The following is a 17,354-nucleotide window of genomic DNA, read 5'->3' as shown; positions in this document are numbered from 1 at the left end:
TCCGACTCGAAGGAAACACATGAAGATTTCCCGTGTATTCACCGCAATTCTGTCGGTAGTGGTGGTGTCGACTGCTGGAATCATCCTCGGTTCCGGCGGCGCGAGTGCCGCGCCCCAGCCAACCGTGGTCCTGGTCCACGGGGCTTTTGCCGACGCAACAAGCTGGGATGGTGTGGCCGCCGATTTGCGTTCGCGCGGCTATGAGGTTGTGACTCCGGATAATCCGCTGCGGGGGCCGTCGTACGACTCTGCAGTGATCGAGAAGACCGTCGCGGATATCGACGGCCCTGTTGTCCTGGTCGGGCATTCGTACGGCGGCGCAGTGATCACCAATGTGCACGATCCCAAGGTGCAGTCGATGGTGTACATCGCTGCTTTTGCTCCGGTGGAGGGTGAGCCGGTCCAGATCACGATCGATCCCATTCGGTTCCCGGGCAGCCAATTGCTACCTCCCGCACTGGGGTTGAAGATCGTCGACGACGCTCACGCGATTGGCGGTAAGAACGTCGACGGATATGTGACCGACGAGTACTTCCATTCGGTTTTTGCGCAAGATGTTTCGGACGAGACGGCGGCAACGATGTTGACGCATCAAAAGTCTGCGGCGCTCTGGGCGAACCTTGAACTCGGCGGTCCGCCGTCCTGGGCGAACACACCGACGTGGTACCTCGTGGCTGGTAACGATCGGGTGATTCCGGCTACCGCACAACGGTTCATGGCAAACCGGATGGGCGCGACCACCAGCGAACTCCCGACGTCTCACGCTTCGCTGGTCTCGCAGCCGGGTGCGGTCGCAGACGTGATCGTGGCGGCCGCTCACAGTTAAGTGTGCGACCGCCACGACAGTAAGGCGGGTTAAGCGGAAACGATCACCGAGGAGCCATGGCCGAAGAGGCCCTGGTTGGCGGTGATGCCGATGCGGGCGCCTTCGACCTGACGGCCTTCGGCTTGTCCGCGCAGCTGCCAGGTGAGCTCGCACACCTGCGCAAGTGCCTGGGCGGGAACAGCTTCACCGAAGCAGGCGAGGCCACCGGACGGATTGACCGGGATGCGGCCACCGATGGTGGTGTCGCCTGCGCGCAGGAGGTGTTCGGCTTCGCCGCGCTTGCAGAGTGCAAGGTCTTCGATCCAGTCGAGTTCGACGGACGTGGCGAGGTCGTAGACCTCGGCGACGTCGACGTCCTCCGGGGAGATGCCGGCTTCTTCGTACGCCGCGTAGCCGATGGATTCCTTGAACGTGCGCTCCGGAGCCGAGACCGCGGAGCTGGAGTCGGTCGAGAAGTTCGGCATGTCCATGATCGTCTGCGGGAACGTCGGAGTGACCGTCGAAATCGCCTTGATGCGAACAGGTTCCGCGATGCCCATCTTGCGGGCGTATTCCATGGACGTCAGCAGGATGGCTGCGCCGCCGTCCGAAGTGGCGCAGATGTCGAGGAGGTGTAGCGGGTTGGACACCACGGGGGATGCCAGCACGTTCTCGACGGTGACTTCCTTGCGGTAACGCGCGTTGGGGTTGCTCAGACCGTGCTTCGCGTTCTTCACCTTCACGTTGGCGAAGTCCTCGGCGGTGGCGCCGTACAGATCGATGCGTCGACGCGCATTGAGTGCGAAGTACGCCGGGTTGGTCATGCCCATGAGGCGGAAGCGCAGCCAGTCCGGGTCGTCCCAACGCTCACCGGCGACGGGAGCGAGGAAGCCCTTCGGCGTGGTGTCTGCGCCGACGACCAAGGCAACTTCGCTGAGGCCGGCCAGGATTCGGGCGCGAGCTGTGTCGAGTGCCTGCGCACCCGTCGCGCACGCTGCGTACGACGTGGCGACGCGAGCGCCGTTCCAGCCGAGGGCCTGAGCGAACGTGGCTCCGGCGACGTATCCGCCGTATCCGTTGCGGACGGTTTCGCCGCCGACGATGAAGTCGACATCCTTCCAGTCCACGCCGGAATCAGCGAGGGCGGCGCGTGCGGCGGCAACGCCGTACTTCACGAACGACTGGCCCCACTTGCCCCAGGGGTGCATACCTACACCGAGTACTGCGACGTCCTTGCTCATGACTGCGACTCCTGATCAGCTGCGGCGACAGGCTTCCAGCGCCACGTCGTACGAACTCCGGTTTCGTCGGTGTACAGCGGCTCGACTACCAATTCGACGGTATTACCCACCTTGAGATCGTCGACGCCGAATCCGTCGGCTACCTGGCCGAGGATGACGATGCCTTCGGGCAATTCGACGGCGGCCAGTGCGAAAGGCACGTACGGGTCGGAGCTGGGGATGTACGGCGGCGGCGGCTGGTACTGCGCGTCGGTGTACGACCAGACCGTGCCCCGGCGGGAAAGTTCGACGTCGCCGAACTCTTCACCCGAGCAGCTCGGGTTCTTGCAGAACGTGGTCTCGCGCGGGAAGGAAATGGTGCCGCAGGATTGGCACTTCGTGCCGATCAGAGCAGGTTCGGGGCCGGTAGTGAACCAACCCTCCACCGCAGGTGTCACGCTGCCGCTCGGTGCCGACGTTGCAGTCTCGCTCATGCAAACCTCATCTGGTGGGCGTGCCGGATCCGAGGATCGTGGCTCGCTGTGCCGCTTACTGGAACAGGTTGCAGTATTACACGATAAGCAGCGCAGATGGGGCGAAATTTTCGGTCAGTGGGACGCTTTCCAGAGCTTTCGACGTGGTGGTTTCACCTGGCCTGCAGCTCCGACAATGGACGACACTTCACCCTGGTCGAGGATCTTCTCCCGAACGCGTCCGTGCGCGACGCCGCGATCGACTTCGGCTTTGTCGATGGCATGCCAACCGGCTCGATCGACGACGCCATTCTGTCGCGCCCGGACCAGCCGATCGAGGGCAGCAGTGTCGGGCGCCGGGGTACGCAGACGTCCGTGGTTGAAGTCGTCGACGAGCATCCGGACGGTTTCCTGTGCGCAGGATTTGTTGGTGCCGATGAAGCCGCTTGGTCCGCGCTTGATCCAGCCCGTCGCGTACACGCCGGGTGCGTCGCTGACGCGGCCTCCCTCGTTCGGGATAACCGAGGCGCGCTCGTCGAATGGAACACCCGCGATGGGTACACCGCGGTATCCGATGGACGTGAGTACCAGGCCGGCATCGATGGTTTCCGTATCTCCGGTGGGTTCGATGCGGACAGTCCCGTCGGCGTCGACAAGCGTGTTGCGCTCGAATTCGATCCCACTGACGCGGTCCTCACCGGAAATCTCGGTTGGCGTCAGTAGGTAGCGCAAAGTGATGCGTTTGCTTCCGACTTCGACATGATCGCGATTCTTCAGCGCTTCGAGGAGTCGGAGTTTCTGCTCGACAGCGTGCGGCAGTGAGTCGGCTTTCTCGGTGATCGGGTCGAGAACCATGTCGTCCGGGCCGACGGACAGTTCGATATCCGGTAGCGCCAACAGGCCGGTGAACTCGGGAACGGTGAAGGCAGACTGCGCAATTCCGCGTCGGCCGACGATCACTACTTCTTCGATCCGACTCTTCCGTAACGCTGCGAGCGCGTGAGCAGAGATGTCGGTGCCGGCCAGCTTTTCGGGATCTGCCGTCAGAATGCGGGCAACGTCAAGTGCGACGTTGCCGTTTCCGATGATGACGGCCCGCCGATGTGAAAGGTCGAAGACATCGTCGACATGATCGGGATGACCGTTGTACCAGGCCACGAAATCGGTGGCCGACGCAGTTCCGGGGAGGGCTGCGCCCGGGATGCCAAGGCGGCGATCGGATGAAGCGCCGACTGCGTAGAGAACGGCATGGTGGTTCTCGAGAAGTTCGTCGTGAGTGAGGTGTTTACCGATCTCCACATTGAGGTAGAACTCGAAACCCCGCTGCGCGGCGATCTTGTCGAACAGTCGCGTGACCTGCTTGGTCTTCTGATGATCAGGTGCCACGCCGGCGCGAACCAAGCCGTAGGGAACGGGTAGCCGATCGAAGACGTTGACCTGCACACCGGGTTGCGTGAGCAACTCGTCTGCCGCGTACATCGCGGACGGACCGGAGCCGACGATCGCAACTCGCAGCGGCGGACGCCCCTGGTCGATAGTCGCGGCTGGGATCACCTTGGCAAGTAACGGGCGGGGCCGTTGCTCCTTGTAGAAATCTGCGTTGATCGAGAGGAAAACCCGCTGCGGTTCAGCCAGTTTCGACTCGGGAACAATGGCGTCGACCGGGCAGGCCGAGACGCATGCGCCGCAGTCGACGCAGGCCTGTGGATCGATGTGCAACATCTCGGCGGTGAGGAAATCCGGTTCGTCCGGCGTCGGATGAATGCAATTGACCGGGCAGGCGTAGACGCACGAGGCGTCGCTGCAGCAGGACTGCGTGACTACGTGTGGCATGGCGGTTGGGTCCGATCTCGGATTAGGCGGCAGCGTTGTGTGCGCTGCGGTGGGGTTCGCTGCGGAAACGTGATGCGCGGCCGTCCATCTTGCAGGCCTTCCACACCAATCGCGACGCGCGGTTCATCAAACCCGTCTCTGTTGCGAGCATGCGGACGTCGCCGAAGTAGTTTCGCAGCGTCTGACGCGATTCCGGTAGCTCCCAGAACAGGTCCTTCTTGACGGACTTCGGGATGTCGAACTGCTTCCAGAATGTGTTGGGTGGAATCACGATGGCATCGCACAGGATTCGCATGGTGATCGGGAAGAGGAGCGACAGGACAAAGCGGCTCGGCCGCGACATCAGCGGGATGCGTCGGCTCAGAAGTTTGTGCGCAAACGAGATATGACGCGCTTCTTCGGCAACGTGAATTGCCATGACGGACGCCATGATCGGGTGGATATCGCCCCCGGAGCGCAGGATGCTCTTCTGGATGTGGTCGATAGGTTCCTCGCCTGCGAGGACACCCACGAAGAAGAGTTCCGGGAAGGGGCCGGCAGCAAGTGGGATGAACGGCGCCAGCATGCGCATCACGCGATTCATGCCCGGAGCGTCGGCGCCGATGCGGTTCACCATTTCCTGGAACATCATGGTGTGGTTGCACTCTTCGACGGATTCGTGAGTGCAGTAGCGTGCCTCGGCCGACTGGTTGGGAAGTGAGAAAACGTACTGCATCATGCCGCGGATCAGGATGTTCTCGAACTGCAGGCCGACCTTCGCGACGTTGGCCTGACGCCACATCCCGATTTCGATTTGTTTGTCGATCGGCTGAGCCTGGTACCACGGGTGGGCGCCGAGCGGATCCGTCTCAGCCGGGAGGATCCAGCGCGTATCGCCGGGCGTGACCGCGAATTCGGGGGCATCCCAGTCGATATCGAGATACGGATCGAAGTGCTTGTTCACGGATCCTTCGGACAGGAGGCGAAGTGTCTCGTTGTACGAGTCGTCGGATGCTTCCGCGTTCTTGTCGAACGGCGTTGTCAGCGTCATGTGCGTCTCCCTCTTTGTCGCGGTCACCGCTGGTCTTACGTGCGGTTTCGGTGGTATCGAGGGCCGGTTCGTGTGATCGCAGGCACTCGGTCTGGCTTTAATGTAACCGCAGGTATCAGGAAAAGCTAGTCCCAGACAGTTCTCGATCGACAAGCGGCATGAGCTACTGGTGAGTAGCTTTGTGGGTCGACGCTTTGCCTGCTGCTTCGTGGGCGTTTCCGCGATCTTCTGGCGTATGGGCGCGCAATAACTTACTGCTCGGTAATCTCGTCAACCTATAGAAAAGGACAGGCGATGACGATGATCAGCAGGCTGGTGGGCAATTTCGTGTTGAATCCGCCCACGAGGCTTGGTTCGCTGCTTCCGCGCCCCCGCGTCGACCTTTCGGAGAGGACCATCGTGCTGACCGGGGCGTCGTCCGGTATCGGGGAGGCAACCGCGCACGTGTTGGCTGCTCGTGGTGCCGAGATGATCCTGGTTGCCCGAGGCACTGACGAACTCGAGCGCGTGCGTGACGACATCCACCGAGAGGGAGGATGGGCTCACGTTCTACCCGCGGATCTCTCGAACGGTGAAAGCGTCGACGAACTTGCCGACGCGATAGCCGACCAGTTCGGGACCGTCGACGTTTTGATCAACAACGCGGGCCGCTCGATCCGCCGAAATGCCGCCGATTCCGTAGAACGGTTTCATGATTACGAGCGCACGATGGCGCTCAACTACTTCGGACCGGCGCGGTTGACGCTTCGACTCTTGCCGTCAATGCTCGAGGCCGATTCCGGACACATCGTCAATGTCGGGACGTGGGGTGTGAGCGCCGGTGTGATGCCACGGTTCAGTGCGTATCACGCGTCGAAGTCTGCGCTCAGTGCCTTCGGTCGTAGTCTCGGCGCCGAGTGTCATGACACGGGCGTCGCCGTCAGTACCGTGCAATTTCCACTGATTCGCACGCCGATGATTGCGCCAACCGCCGAATACGTCAGCCAACCGGCATTGACCGCGGAGCAGGCAGCGTCGTGGATCCTGCGGGCAATCGAAACGCGTCCGATCGAATTGTATCCACGCTATGCCGGCCTGCTCAGGGTCATTGGCGCTATATCACCCTCTGCCACAGATGCATTCGTGCGACGTTCTGGAATCTGAAAGTACTCGCTGCCGAAGTATCGGGTAAATAAATGAGGGTATGGCGTACTTTGAAGACGGCGACTGCGCGCAAAACTTGATCGAGAAATGAAGTAGGGGAATAGCCAGTGGCAGACATTCGCCGGAAACCGGCGCGGGTCAAGAAGATTTCGCTGAGTGCTCGCGAAATTCTATCGCGGAACCCAGCTGTCTTGGCGGTCACTGCCGGAATTCTCAGCCTCGTGTGGATGCTCGTCGCAACCTGGTCGGTGGCGCGGGGTAGTGGTTATTCGGGAGAGTCGGCCGCGGACGACCCGGTTGTTCTCATCACGACAGTGCTCATTCTGACTGTCATGACAGTGGCCGCATGTTTCCGTCGGCGGCATCCGGTGTGGATGTATCTTCTGACTCTCGTCGGCACCGTCGCTTTGGCCCTGCTGCTCGAGGACCGAGTAGCAGCGGCCACTCCGCTGTATTGGTTTGCGATCATCGTCATGGCTGGGAGAACTACCGGAAGTCGCTTGGTACTACTGACGATTGCCGGAATGCTCGCTGATCTGTGGATGACGACCAGATTTCGACCGGGCGACGCTGGTGAAAGCATGACGCTTGCTCAGGTCCCGGCTGGGGATTTGCCAGAGTTCTTGTTAGCACCCGCGGTGAATATCATGACCAGCTACGCGGTCATGATCGTTATCGGGAAAGTTGTGCAGAGATATCGAGCTCAATCATCCGCCAGTGCCGCCGCCATCGAGCAAATGCAGTTGAACAGCGACGCGCGAATAAGCGATGCGATCACAGAGGAACGGCAGAATATGGCGCGTGAATTGCACGACGTCGCTGCTCATCACCTCACTGGTCTGCTCATTCAGGCGAGGTCGGCAGACAAATTGTTTTCCTCCAACCCGGCGCAAGCTAAGGCACTGCTCGGTGGTGTGATCGACCATGGCGATCGGGCCCTGAACAGTTTGCGTCAAACTGTGGGGATTCTGCGGTTGGGCGAGGCCGATCCCAAGTACCCACAACCGATGATTGCCGATATTCCGGAACTCGTGGAGGGATGTCGAGCGTCCATACCGTCCTTGGAACTCGATCTGGAGGATAGCTTCACCGAACTCGACAGTGCCGTGCAACTGTCCTCCTATCGCGTTGTACAAGAGGCATTGTCGAATATTCTTCGCCACGCGCCGGAAAGTTCCGCGACAGTGACTGTGCGACGTGAGCGCGATTCGATCAGCGTCGACGTCACCAATATTGCCGACAGAGGAACACCCGCGACAGACGGTCAGAGTCTGGGAATCTCGGGGATGCGTGAACGCGTCACCCTTCTTGGCGGAACCCTTCTCGCCGGACCCAACGACAACGGTTGGACTGTAAAGGCAGTCATTCCCACTGCTGGCCAGATCATCGGATAGTTACCCCGCGGCAAATCGGGCAAGATTCAACCAGGACGTCTCTCGATGATCGTGTTGGCCTTCGTGTTCTCAGTGTTCTTCTTTCTCTCGACACGTTAGGCGAGTCGCTCATTCCCCTGTAGTGAATGCGCTGATGAGCTACGCGTTATTCATAACCTTCGGCAATGTTGTGCAGAACCACCGCGAAGAGTGTTTCTTTTGTCTCTTGGCGAAGTCCGGAATCTCGATTCATAGAGGTGGCTTGAATGCGGGATCGCGTTCCTAATACTTTGGTGTTAATTCCTTTTGGTGAGGACATCTCGGGCTCATTGGTTTAAGGCCACCGCACGGTCGAACGTGACGCTGCCGACTCCGTCGCGGGCGCCTCCTTGCCCCCTGTCCACCCGGTACCGATCCCAGTGGTTGCCATTGACGCCGGCATCTCTGGCATGATAGCTATTTAACGAGCGCTAAGTCAGTGGTTGGCTTGCGCAACATGATCTCGGTCCGGTGCCTGATGCATGCGTCTTGGGTGCCGGACCGTCTCAAGTGCACGTCCTCGAAGGGAACGAAGAAGATGACCAAGGCAGTGATTGTCGATGTAGTCCGGATCGCATCAGGCAAGGGCAAGCCAGGCGGGGCACTGTCCGGGACACATCCCGTCGAACTGTTGGCCCACGTACTTCGGTCGATTGTCGAGCGCAACGGCATCGATCCGGCGCTGGTAGACGACGTCATCGGCGGCTGTGTCGGTCAGGCCGGCGAGCAGGCATTGAACATCACCCGAACGGCCGTGCTCTCGGCTGGGTTCCCCGAATCCGTGCCTGCCACTACGATCGACCGCCAGTGTGGATCCAGCCAGCAGGCAGCACATTTCGCCGCTCAGGGCGTTATCGCCGGGGCGTACGACATCGTGATTGCCGCCGGTGTCGAATCCATGAGCCGTGTACCTATGGGGTTCACCTCGATGGGTAAGGACGCATCCGGTCCCGGTATCGCCGCTCGCTACCCCGAGGGCTTGGTCAACCAAGGCATTTCGGCTGAACTGATTGCGGCGAAGTGGAAGTTCGACCGGGACACGCTCGACGCTTTCTCGGCTCAGTCCCATCAGCGCGCTGCGGCTGCGGCGGCGGAGGGACTGTTCGACAAGGAGATCGTGCCGATCTCGGTGACCAATGCCGCCGGAGAAACTGTTACGCACACCGTCGACGAGACCGTGCGCGCCACGACCACCGCCGAAGGCCTGGCTGGTCTGAAGCCGTCGTTCTACTCCGAGAAGTACGCAGCTCGTTTCCCGGAAGCACAGTGGTCGATCACTCCCGGCAACTCCTCACCGCTCACCGACGGCGCTTCGGCTGCTCTGATCATGAGCGAAGAGATGGCCTCCAAGCTGGGGCTGACACCTCGCGCCCGTTTCCACTCGTTCTCCGTGATGGGCGACGACCCGGTCTTCATGCTCACCGCACCGATCCCGGCCACCCACAAGGTCCTTGCTCGCGCAGGACTGAGCATCGACGACATCGACACCTACGAGGTCAACGAAGCATTTGCGCCGGTGCCACTCGCGTGGGCACACGAATTCGGTGCCGACCCGGCCAAGCTCAATCCGTGGGGCGGAGCCATCTCGCTCGGCCACGCACTCGGATCCTCGGGCACGCGTTTGCTGACGACGATGGTCAACCACCTCGAGGCCACCGGCGGACGCTACGGCCTGCAGACCATGTGTGAAGGTGCCGGCATGGCAAACGCCACCATTATCGAACGTATCTGACACACAACATCTTTCGAAAGGGAATCACATGATCGTCAACGACAGCGTAGCCGTCGTCACCGGTGGAGCCTCCGGGCTCGGCCTGGCCACCGCCAAAGCCCTTCTCGCCGACGGCGCCAGCGTCGTCATCATCGACCTGCCGTCCTCCAACGGTGAGGCCATCGCCAAGGAACTCGGCGACCGCGTTCGCTTCGCTGCGGCCGACGTCACGGACGAGGCAGCTGTGTCGGCCGCTCTCGATCTCGCGGAGACCCTCGGACCGATCCGCGTCACGGTCAACTGCGCCGGAATCGGCAACGCCATCAAGACCGTCAGCAAGAAGGGCGCATTCCCCCTCGATGCGTTCAAGAAGGTCGTGGACGTCAACCTGATCGGCACGTTCAACGTGCTTCGCCTTGCTGCAGAGCGCATTTCGAAGACCGAGCCCATTGACGGCGAGCGGGGTGTCATCATCAACACCGCCTCGGTCGCAGCATACGACGGACAGATCGGCCAGGCTGCTTACTCCGCATCCAAGGGCGGCGTTGTCGGTATGACGCTCCCCATCGCCCGCGACCTCGCGTCGCTGCTGATCCGCGTCAACACGATTGCTCCTGGCCTGTTCAAGACGCCGTTGCTCGCCAGCCTGCCGGAAGAGGCTCAGGCGTCGCTCGGTACTCAGGTGCCGCACCCCTCCCGCTTGGGTGACCCCAGCGAGTACGGTGCACTCGCAGCGCACATCGTCTCCAACCCGATGCTCAACGGTGAGACGATCCGCCTCGACGGTGCAATCCGTATGGCACCGCGGTAATTTCGGAGACAAGATGACTGGCGAAGCGATGAGTGTAGATTCGGTAGCAGTGGACTGGAGGTCTTTTCCGCCGCTGTTGATGAGTGACATCCTGACGGCTTCGCTGGAACTGTTCAACGAGAACGGTTACCACGGCACAACTGTGCGGCAGATTGCCAACCGCGTCGGGGTAACCGTTCCCGCGCTCTACTATCACCACGCGAACAAAGAGGCCGTTCTGGTCGCGCTGTTCGACGTATCGATGAGCGAACTGAATACCAGAACCGAAGCGGCAGAAGCAGAAGCCGGAGAAAAACCGGTGGAGCGCTTTGCGCTGGTGGTCGAGGCGATCGTTCTGTACATGACTCATCGGGCGCATCACGCTGCGTTGGACACCGAGATCCGGCATGTCTCGCCGGAAAGCCGAAGCCGATACGCGGCCAGTCGCAAGCGACTCGAATTGCTGATGCGCAGGATTGTCGATGACGGTGTGGCATCAGGAGATTTCTCGGTCACCGACACCGAAGAAACCGTCCGGGCCATACTCGGAATGGCTCAATCTTTACCACGTTGGTTCCAGACCGGTGGTCCGATGTCGCCGTCCCAATTGGCAGAGAAGTACGTCGACATCGCGTTTCATACAGTCGGGTATCGACCGTAAACGAAGGCGGGCAACAGGTTTAAGACCTGTTGCCCGCCTTGTGGTGTTTACCCTGTGTCAGAGCCGCGTGACGTTGAGTCCGCCGTCGTGGTAGTCGGCCCGCAGACGCTTCTTGTCGAACTTGCCGACACTCGTCTTCGGAACTTCCTGCACCACAGCCCAGTTCTCGGGAAGCTGCCACTTTGCGATCTTGTCCGAGAGGAACTCTTGCAGTTCGGCCATCGTTGTTGCCGAATCCGCGCGTAGGACTACCGCCACCAGCGGTCGCTCATCCCACTTCTCGTCGGGAATGCCGATTACAGCTGCTTCCGTGACATCGGGATGACCCATGACTGCGTTCTCGAGGTCGACCGACGAAATCCACTCGCCGCCCGACTTGATGATGTCCTTGGAACGGTCCGAGAGGCTGAGGAAGCCGTCGGCAGTGATGGATCCGACGTCGCCGGTCTTGAGCCAGCCGTCGTTGAACTTGTCTGCTGCCTCGACACCGTAATACGACGCCGTAATCCAGGGGCCGCGCACTTCGAGCTCGCCAACGGAGACGCCGTCGTGGGCAACAGTTTTGCCGTCATCGTCGATGAGGCGTGCTTCGACGGATGCGGGGAAGCGGCCCTGCGAGTATCGGTACTTCCACATCTCGTCACCCGCGATACCGAGCGGCGGGCGAGCCACGGAGCCGAGTGGCGAGGTTTCGGTCATGCCCCACGCATGCAGGACGCTGACGTTGTGATCGTCTTCGAACGCGTGCATCAGTGCCGGCGGAACTGCCGAGCCGCCGATCAGAACCTCACGCATAGACGAGATGTCCTGAGGATTCTGTTCGAGGTAGAGGTGCAGACCCTGCCAGATCGTGGGGACCGCGGCGGCGAACGTCGGCTTCTCGCTGGCGATGATCGCGGCCAACGGAGCCGGCTGGAGGAAGCGATCGGGCATGATCAGCGAAGCGCCGATCATGAACGCGGCGTAGGGAAGTCCCCACGACATCGCATGGAACTGCGGAACGACGGCAAGTGCGCGGTCGCCCTGCTTGAGGTTGGGTCCGTCGCTCATGCAGACCTGCATCGAGTGCAGGTAGATCGAACGATGGGAATACACAACACCTTTGGGGTCGCCTGTGGTGCCGGAGGTGTAACACATCGCGGCAGCGCTGCGCTCGTCCAGTTCGGGCCAGTCGAACTCTGTCGGCTGCTCTGCGATCAGGCCTTCGTACGTGTGTACCTCAACACCGGCGGGCGCTTCGAGGCCGGCGGCGGAAGAGCCCGTCACGATGATGTGCTTGACGGTCGTGAGCGAAGGCAGTTGGGGTGCGAGCAACGGGATCAGCGACGGATCCACGATGATCACGTGATCCTCGGCGTGATTGGCAACGTGGATCAGCTGCTCGGGGAACAATCGGATGTTGAGGGTGTGCAGGACAGCGCCCATCGCAGGAATGCCGAGGTACGCCTCGAGGTGCTCCGAGTTATTCCACATGAACGTGGCCACTCGCTGATCCCCGTCGACGCCGAGTCCGCGCAGTGCGTGTGCCAGCTGAGCGCAGCGACGTCCCACCTCGGCATACGACGTACGGCGCGGACCATTTTCGGTCCAGGTCACAACCTCGGCGTCACCGTGGACGGAGGCTCCGTGCCGCAGGATTTGAGCAATGGAGAGTGGGGCGTCTTGCATCGTGCTCAGCATGGGCTACTCCTGGGTGTCATGCGATCCTGTGCTTTCCAGACCGGCCGCAATCGAGGTTGTGTGATGTCAGGCTAGTCATATCGCCGGGGCACCGTGTTAGTGACCCACTGCACACTCGAAGAACCATGCGATAACGAGTGCGCCCGGGTCGACGACGCCTCGAGCCGCCTCGCCGACATAGCTTGCGCGGCCCCGGCTGGCGACCATGACTTCCGTCGACTCGGCTCCGGCGCGGGCGGCTTCCGAGGTTCGTTGCAACACGTCCGCGCGTACGCCGTCGAGTTGAACTCCTTCCTCGAGAGCGTCCACTGCGGGGGCAATCGCATCCACCATGGTCTTGTCTCCGGGGCGTGCTCCCCCGAGTGCGGTGATGTTGTCCAGACCTGCGCGTGCCGCAGCGGCAATGGTCGCGAGATCCAGTGTGCCCTCTCGGGCTACTCGGAAGAAATGACGGAACCAGATGCCGAACAGCGCTCCGGACGTTCCACCAGCATGGCCGAGATAGGCTTGCGAGATGGCATCGAATGTTGTTGCTGCGGAATAGGTATTGCGCATCTCGGTCAAATCCAATTGTTCCAGTGCGGCCACCATGTTGGTACCGAAATCGCCGTCGCCCGCCCGTCGATCGAGATCGGTGAGGGCGGGTTCCTCGTCGAGTACCTTCTGTGCCCAATCGGCTACCCATGCCCCGATGTTTCCGTCGGAAGTCGGGGTTGTCGGTGCAGTGTACGAAGGGCCGAACGATTCCCGCGGACCCACAGCCGAGTAACTTCGTGCCGGCGAATTCGGCCAGGCCGGCGCGGCGCTCGGGGCGTCCCACAGTTCGAGGATCTGATCGTCGACGCGTACCAGGGTGATGGATGCGCCTGCCATGTTCATCGCCGTCACAAATGTTCCGACGAGGGGGCGTTCGATGTGAATTCCCTTCTCGGCTAGATATTCTCCGAGTTCCGCGAACAGTAACTGCAGTTCCAGGGGATGTGTTGCACCTAATCCGTTGACCAGCGCGATAACACGATCTCCTTCGGCCAGTTCGAGTGAGTCGATGATCGGATCGGTCAGTCGGCGCACCAGTTCGGGAGCCGGCAACGCGTCGATCCGCTCTCGCCCTCGCTCGCCGTGGATACCGATGCCCAGTTCCATCTGGCCCGCGGGTAGATCGAACGAAGGTTCTGTTGCTCCGGGGAGCGTGCACGGCGCAAGCGCGACCGCCATACTGCGTGCCGATTGTGCGACAAGGCGACCGATCCGGACAACCTCTGCCAAAGACTCGCCGCGCTCGGCTGCGGCACCGCATACCTTTTCCACGACGACGGTGGCTGCCGTGCCTCGGCGTCCTGGTCCGTCGCCGTCAGCTCGTTCGGTTGCCACATCGTCCTCGACGAGGACCACATCGGTATCGATGTTGTCTTCCCGCAGCAACTCTCGTGCGATACCGAAGTTCATGACGTCGCCGGTGTAGTTCTTCACGATGTGGAGGACACCGCCGCCGGCGTCGACGGCTTTGCACGCCTCGTGAATTTGCAGAGCGTTGGGTGAAGTGAAGACCAAGCCGGGGCAGACTGCGGTCAGCATGCCTGCGCCGAGGAACCCGGCGTGCATCGGTTCGTGTCCGGATCCGCCGCCGGAGACGATGGCGACTTGTCCTTTGGGCAGCGGTTGTGCCCGTGTGAGGTATCCGGGGTCGGGATTCCACGCGATGTCGTCGGTGGATGCGATCAACCCGCGAAGTGCGTCGGGAACAAATGTCTTTGCGCTGCGCATGAACATCACTTCAGAGTAGGTCTAACGTCGAGTTCGGGCACGGGTGGTGATCGACGAGAGGTGGACGGCGTGAAACTGGGGTTGGTACTGGCCGGTGGCGGCGTTGCGGGAATCGCCTGGGAAACCGGTTTTCTACTCGGCGTTCAGGACAATTCGGCGGACGCCGCCGCAGCGCTGCTGGCAGCGGACGTGTTGATCGGCACTTCTGCAGGCTCCACCGTGACCGCTCAGATCGCGGGCGGTGCGACACTGCAGGAACTTTTCGACGCACAAACAGCGGAGGCGACGGGGGAGATCGATCCGAAGGTCGATGTCGAGGTACTCGGTCAGATGTTCGTCGACGCGATTGCAGGTTCCGCGGATCGATCCGAACAACTTCGTGCGCTCGGCGAGGCAGCGATGGCCGCCGACACCGTCGAACCCGCCGTGCGTCGTGCGGTCATCGAGGCGAGGCTGCGCAATCGGGCGTGGCCCGACCGGGAGTTGCGCATCCCGGCAATCAACGCCGAGACCGGTGAGTTGAGGGTGTTCGGCAAGTCGGCCGGCGTAGACCTGATCGACGCAGTCGGAGCGAGTTGCGCCGTCCCCGGTGTGTGGCCGGTGGTCACGATCGACGGGCGCCGATACATGGATGGCGGAATGGCAAGTGGCTCGAATGTTCATTTGGCTGCCGACTGCGATGTGGTCGTGGTTCTTTCACCAGCAGCCGATCCCGCCCCAAATCTTCTGGGCGGCAGTCTGCGAGAGGAAATCGACGCGATGACGCAGTCACGGGTACTGCCGATCTTCGCCGACGACGCCGTCGTCGAGGCGATCGGAACGAACTCCCTCTCGCCGGCCACTCGGCGTCCGGCAGCTGAACTCGGTCGCGAACAGGGCCGCCGAACGGCTGACGAGATCGCTGCGTTTCTGGTGACGACATGAGTGGGGCCCGGATTGCCGTGGTCCTGCGTCCGGAGCAGTCGCCGGAGGATCTGATCCAGCTTGCCAAATATGCCGACGAAGTCGGTATCGACGAGGTCTGGTTGTGGGAGGACTGCTTCTTCGGTGGAGGAATAGCTACTGCTGCAACTGTATTGGCCGCAACCGCGCGGATGAGAGTGGCGATCGGTGTGCTGCCGACGCCGATGCGCAACACCGCGATCACGGCGATGGAGATTTCGGCGCTGGGCAGAATCCATCCGGATCGACTGCGGGTTGGCTTCGGTCACGGCGTTCAGAGTTGGATGCGACAGATCGGCGCCAAGGCCGAATCGCCGTTGACCCTCCTGCGTGAGCAGTTCGGAGCGGTCGAGCGGCTACTACGTGGCGAGTCGGTGACGGTATCCGGTAGGTACGTGAATCTCGAGGACGTCACGCTGGCATGGCCGCCGGAGGAGGTGCCTCAGTTGCTTGTCGGTGCTACGGGGCCAAAGACTTTGGCGCTCAGTGGTGAGTTGGCGCAGGGCACGGTGTTGTCGGGAGGGACCACCCTGGACGGCGTGCGCCGGGCGATCCAACACATCGGAGCGCAAGATCACGAGGTGGTCGTCTACGTCATCTGTGCCTTCGGTTCAGGCGGTCGTGAGCGCGCGCTGGCCGAGGCCGCAGCGTCCGGTAGCGAGTCGCCGGAGGAAGCGATTGCCGTGGGGACCGCGGCCGACGTTGCGGCAGCAGCAGTGCGATGGGTGGACGCGGGTGCAACCACCGTTGTACTCCAACCGACCGTTGACGAGCCGGACGTCCGAGAGTTCATTCGCCTTGTCGCGCAGGAGGTTCAACCGCTGATGGTGTAGCTCAGGCGGTTAGTCGGGACAGAACCTCGTCGATGTCGGCAGTGCTCACGTCTCGATGTGTCACGAACCGAACCTTCCCGGCGACGGTGACGGCACCGACGTCGACAGCGGCGAGCTGAGCAACGGTGGCCGATGGATCGGCTGTGGCGGCGAGAACGATGTTGGTGGCGGGTTCGTCGACAGCCCAACCGCGCTCACGAAGCCCCGACGCGAGGCGCTGCGCATTGTCGTGATCGTCGGACAGTCGGGCCTGCGAGCGCAAGGCCACGATGCCGGCCGCGGCAAGCACGCCGCCCTGACGAATGCCGCCGCCGAGCATCTTGCGAATCCTTCGGGCCTCGGTGATCAGTTCGGGTGACGCGGCCAGTATCGAGCCGACCGGCGCGCCCAGTCCCTTGCTCAGGCATACCTGGACGGTGTCGGCGCCGGAAGTCAGTTCGGTGGGCGAAACATCCAGTGCAGCAGCGGCATTCCAGAGGCGTGCACCGTCGAGGTGAATCTTCAAGCCGCGTGATCGGGCCGCGTCGACCAGCGTTGTCCACTCGGCCGGATTCATGACGGCGCCGCCGGCGAAGTTGTGGGTGTTCTCGAGACAGAGCAACGTGGTGTTCAACGTGAAATACGGACCGGGGGAGCCTGCGGCCTTCAGAACCGTCTCGGGCCTGGGCCGTCCGGGCCCTCCGTCGTGCGGCAGCGCCACCGGCATGCCCTGGGCGAGCCAGGCAGCGGTGCCCAACTCGGACCCCAGGACGTGGGAGTGCTCCGGTGCCAGGAACTGATCACCACGGCGGAGGTGCAGCATCAGCGCAATCAGGTTGCCCATCGATCCGCTCGGTACCCACAGAGCCGCCGGAAAACCGAGAGTGTGTGCCACTTCTTCCTCGAGCGCCGCCATGGTCGGGTCGTGATCGAGGACGTCGTCACCGACCTCTGCGTCGGCCATTGCCCTTCGCATCTCTGCGTCAGGTTTGGTGACGGTGTCCGAGCGTAGGTCGATGTACGACGAAGTCATGGTTCATTCGATCAAGTCGCGTGATCCGGCGTCAAACTGCCGTGA

At 61.8% G+C, this 17,354-nt stretch carries 15 protein-coding genes; 8 read left to right on the top strand and 7 right to left on the bottom strand.

Going from position 1 to position 17,354, the window contains the following annotated elements:
* Positions 1-19 precede the first annotated feature (19 nt).
* Positions 20-826, top strand: coding sequence for an alpha/beta hydrolase (locus FEZ60_RS23445; protein ID WP_033233704.1), 807 nt, complete (start codon positions 20-22; stop codon positions 824-826).
* Positions 827-855: 29 nt separating this feature from the next.
* Here FEZ60_RS23445 and FEZ60_RS23440 read toward each other — a convergent pair whose 3' ends face one another.
* From FEZ60_RS23440 to FEZ60_RS23425, 4 genes are all read right to left on the bottom strand, one after another.
* Positions 856-2,046 carry a lipid-transfer protein gene (locus FEZ60_RS23440; RefSeq protein WP_033233703.1) on the bottom strand — a complete coding sequence of 397 codons (1,191 nt, stop codon included), beginning with the start codon at positions 2,044-2,046 and terminating at the stop codon, positions 856-858.
* Positions 2,043-2,519, bottom strand: coding sequence for an OB-fold domain-containing protein (locus FEZ60_RS23435; protein WP_033233702.1), 477 nt, complete (start codon positions 2,517-2,519; stop codon positions 2,043-2,045). The genes FEZ60_RS23440 and FEZ60_RS23435 overlap by 4 nt, the downstream gene beginning before the upstream one ends.
* 114 nt (positions 2,520-2,633) lie before the next feature.
* Entirely contained in the window at positions 2,634-4,331 is a 1,698-nt protein-coding gene (locus FEZ60_RS23430; RefSeq protein ID WP_172937110.1) for an FAD-dependent oxidoreductase, read from the bottom strand.
* 22 nt (positions 4,332-4,353) lie between these two features.
* Positions 4,354-5,361, bottom strand: coding sequence for a diiron oxygenase (locus FEZ60_RS23425; RefSeq protein ID WP_033233700.1), 1,008 nt, complete (start codon positions 5,359-5,361; stop codon positions 4,354-4,356).
* 300 nt (positions 5,362-5,661) lie between these two features.
* Between FEZ60_RS23425 and FEZ60_RS23420 the strand changes: the two genes are divergently transcribed.
* The 5 genes from FEZ60_RS23420 to FEZ60_RS23400 all read left to right on the top strand — a co-directional run bounded on the left by FEZ60_RS23420 (position 5,662) and on the right by FEZ60_RS23400 (position 11,078).
* A complete protein-coding gene (locus FEZ60_RS23420; protein ID WP_116102761.1) occupies positions 5,662-6,504 on the top strand; it encodes an SDR family oxidoreductase in 843 nt (280 codons plus the stop codon).
* Between the two features lie 191 nt (positions 6,505-6,695).
* Positions 6,696-7,898, top strand: a complete 1,203-nt coding sequence (locus tag FEZ60_RS23415) for a histidine kinase (RefSeq protein ID WP_172937109.1) — start codon at positions 6,696-6,698, stop codon at positions 7,896-7,898.
* 556 nt (positions 7,899-8,454) lie between these two features.
* The gene (locus FEZ60_RS23410; RefSeq protein ID WP_172937108.1) at positions 8,455-9,648 is read left to right on the top strand and encodes an acetyl-CoA C-acyltransferase; all 1,194 of its coding nucleotides are present in this window, start codon (positions 8,455-8,457) and stop codon (positions 9,646-9,648) included.
* A 28-nt stretch (positions 9,649-9,676) separates the two neighbouring features.
* Positions 9,677-10,438 (top strand): 3-hydroxyacyl-CoA dehydrogenase, encoded by a 762-nt coding sequence (locus tag FEZ60_RS23405; RefSeq protein WP_045065589.1) that lies wholly within the window; start codon positions 9,677-9,679, stop codon positions 10,436-10,438.
* A 13-nt stretch (positions 10,439-10,451) separates the two neighbouring features.
* Positions 10,452-11,078: a TetR/AcrR family transcriptional regulator gene (locus FEZ60_RS23400; protein ID WP_092804669.1), complete on the top strand. Its 627-nt coding sequence runs from the start codon at positions 10,452-10,454 to the stop codon at positions 11,076-11,078.
* Between the two features lie 57 nt (positions 11,079-11,135).
* On the opposite strand, the gene FEZ60_RS23395 is transcribed toward FEZ60_RS23400, so the two are convergent.
* Together FEZ60_RS23395 and FEZ60_RS23390 are read right to left on the bottom strand one after the other, a co-directional pair.
* Positions 11,136-12,758: a long-chain fatty acid--CoA ligase gene (locus FEZ60_RS23395; protein ID WP_172937107.1), complete on the bottom strand. Its 1,623-nt coding sequence runs from the start codon at positions 12,756-12,758 to the stop codon at positions 11,136-11,138.
* Between the two features lie 96 nt (positions 12,759-12,854).
* Positions 12,855-14,528, bottom strand: a complete 1,674-nt coding sequence (locus FEZ60_RS23390) for a dihydroxyacetone kinase family protein (RefSeq protein WP_172937106.1) — start codon at positions 14,526-14,528, stop codon at positions 12,855-12,857.
* Positions 14,529-14,582: 54 nt separating this feature from the next.
* Here FEZ60_RS23390 and FEZ60_RS23385 point away from each other — a divergent pair, with 54 nt between their 5' ends.
* Together FEZ60_RS23385 and FEZ60_RS23380 are read left to right on the top strand one after the other, a co-directional pair.
* Complete coding sequence (locus FEZ60_RS23385) at positions 14,583-15,446, top strand: patatin-like phospholipase family protein (RefSeq protein WP_033233695.1); 864 nt, start codon at positions 14,583-14,585, stop codon at positions 15,444-15,446.
* Positions 15,443-16,297 (top strand): LLM class flavin-dependent oxidoreductase, encoded by an 855-nt coding sequence (locus FEZ60_RS23380; protein ID WP_033233694.1) that lies wholly within the window; start codon positions 15,443-15,445, stop codon positions 16,295-16,297. The genes FEZ60_RS23385 and FEZ60_RS23380 overlap by 4 nt, the downstream gene beginning before the upstream one ends.
* 1 nt (position 16,298) lies before the next feature.
* On the opposite strand, the gene FEZ60_RS23375 is transcribed toward FEZ60_RS23380, so the two are convergent.
* A complete protein-coding gene (locus FEZ60_RS23375; protein WP_172937105.1) occupies positions 16,299-17,309 on the bottom strand; it encodes a GntG family PLP-dependent aldolase in 1,011 nt (336 codons plus the stop codon).
* Positions 17,310-17,354 lie beyond the last annotated feature (45 nt).

The sequence above is a fragment of the Rhodococcus sp. MS16 genome, from assembly GCF_013277795.1.
Taxonomy (GTDB): domain Bacteria; phylum Actinomycetota; class Actinomycetes; order Mycobacteriales; family Mycobacteriaceae; genus Rhodococcus_F; species Rhodococcus_F globerula.
This window is presented reverse-complemented; position numbering and strand designations above follow the sequence as displayed.

Excerpts from the sequence above, each read along its gene's own strand:
- FEZ60_RS23445 (WP_033233704.1), top strand. The coding sequence starts at position 20 with ATGAAGATTTCCCGTGTATTCACCGCAATTCTGTCGGTAGTGGTGGTG.
- FEZ60_RS23440 (WP_033233703.1), bottom strand. The coding sequence starts at position 2,046 with ATGAGCAAGGACGTCGCAGTACTCGGTGTAGGTATGCACCCCTGGGGC.
- FEZ60_RS23435 (WP_033233702.1), bottom strand. The coding sequence starts at position 2,519 with ATGAGCGAGACTGCAACGTCGGCACCGAGCGGCAGCGTGACACCTGCG.
- FEZ60_RS23430 (WP_172937110.1), bottom strand. The coding sequence starts at position 4,331 with ATGCCACACGTAGTCACGCAGTCCTGCTGCAGCGACGCCTCGTGCGTC.
- FEZ60_RS23425 (WP_033233700.1), bottom strand. The coding sequence starts at position 5,361 with ATGACGCTGACAACGCCGTTCGACAAGAACGCGGAAGCATCCGACGAC.
- FEZ60_RS23420 (WP_116102761.1), top strand. The coding sequence starts at position 5,662 with ATGATCAGCAGGCTGGTGGGCAATTTCGTGTTGAATCCGCCCACGAGG.
- FEZ60_RS23410 (WP_172937108.1), top strand. The coding sequence starts at position 8,455 with ATGACCAAGGCAGTGATTGTCGATGTAGTCCGGATCGCATCAGGCAAG.
- FEZ60_RS23405 (WP_045065589.1), top strand. The coding sequence starts at position 9,677 with ATGATCGTCAACGACAGCGTAGCCGTCGTCACCGGTGGAGCCTCCGGG.
- FEZ60_RS23400 (WP_092804669.1), top strand. The coding sequence starts at position 10,452 with ATGACTGGCGAAGCGATGAGTGTAGATTCGGTAGCAGTGGACTGGAGG.
- FEZ60_RS23395 (WP_172937107.1), bottom strand. The coding sequence starts at position 12,758 with ATGCTGAGCACGATGCAAGACGCCCCACTCTCCATTGCTCAAATCCTG.
- FEZ60_RS23390 (WP_172937106.1), bottom strand. The coding sequence starts at position 14,528 with ATGTTCATGCGCAGCGCAAAGACATTTGTTCCCGACGCACTTCGCGGG.
- FEZ60_RS23380 (WP_033233694.1), top strand. The coding sequence starts at position 15,443 with ATGAGTGGGGCCCGGATTGCCGTGGTCCTGCGTCCGGAGCAGTCGCCG.
- FEZ60_RS23375 (WP_172937105.1), bottom strand. The coding sequence starts at position 17,309 with ATGACTTCGTCGTACATCGACCTACGCTCGGACACCGTCACCAAACCT.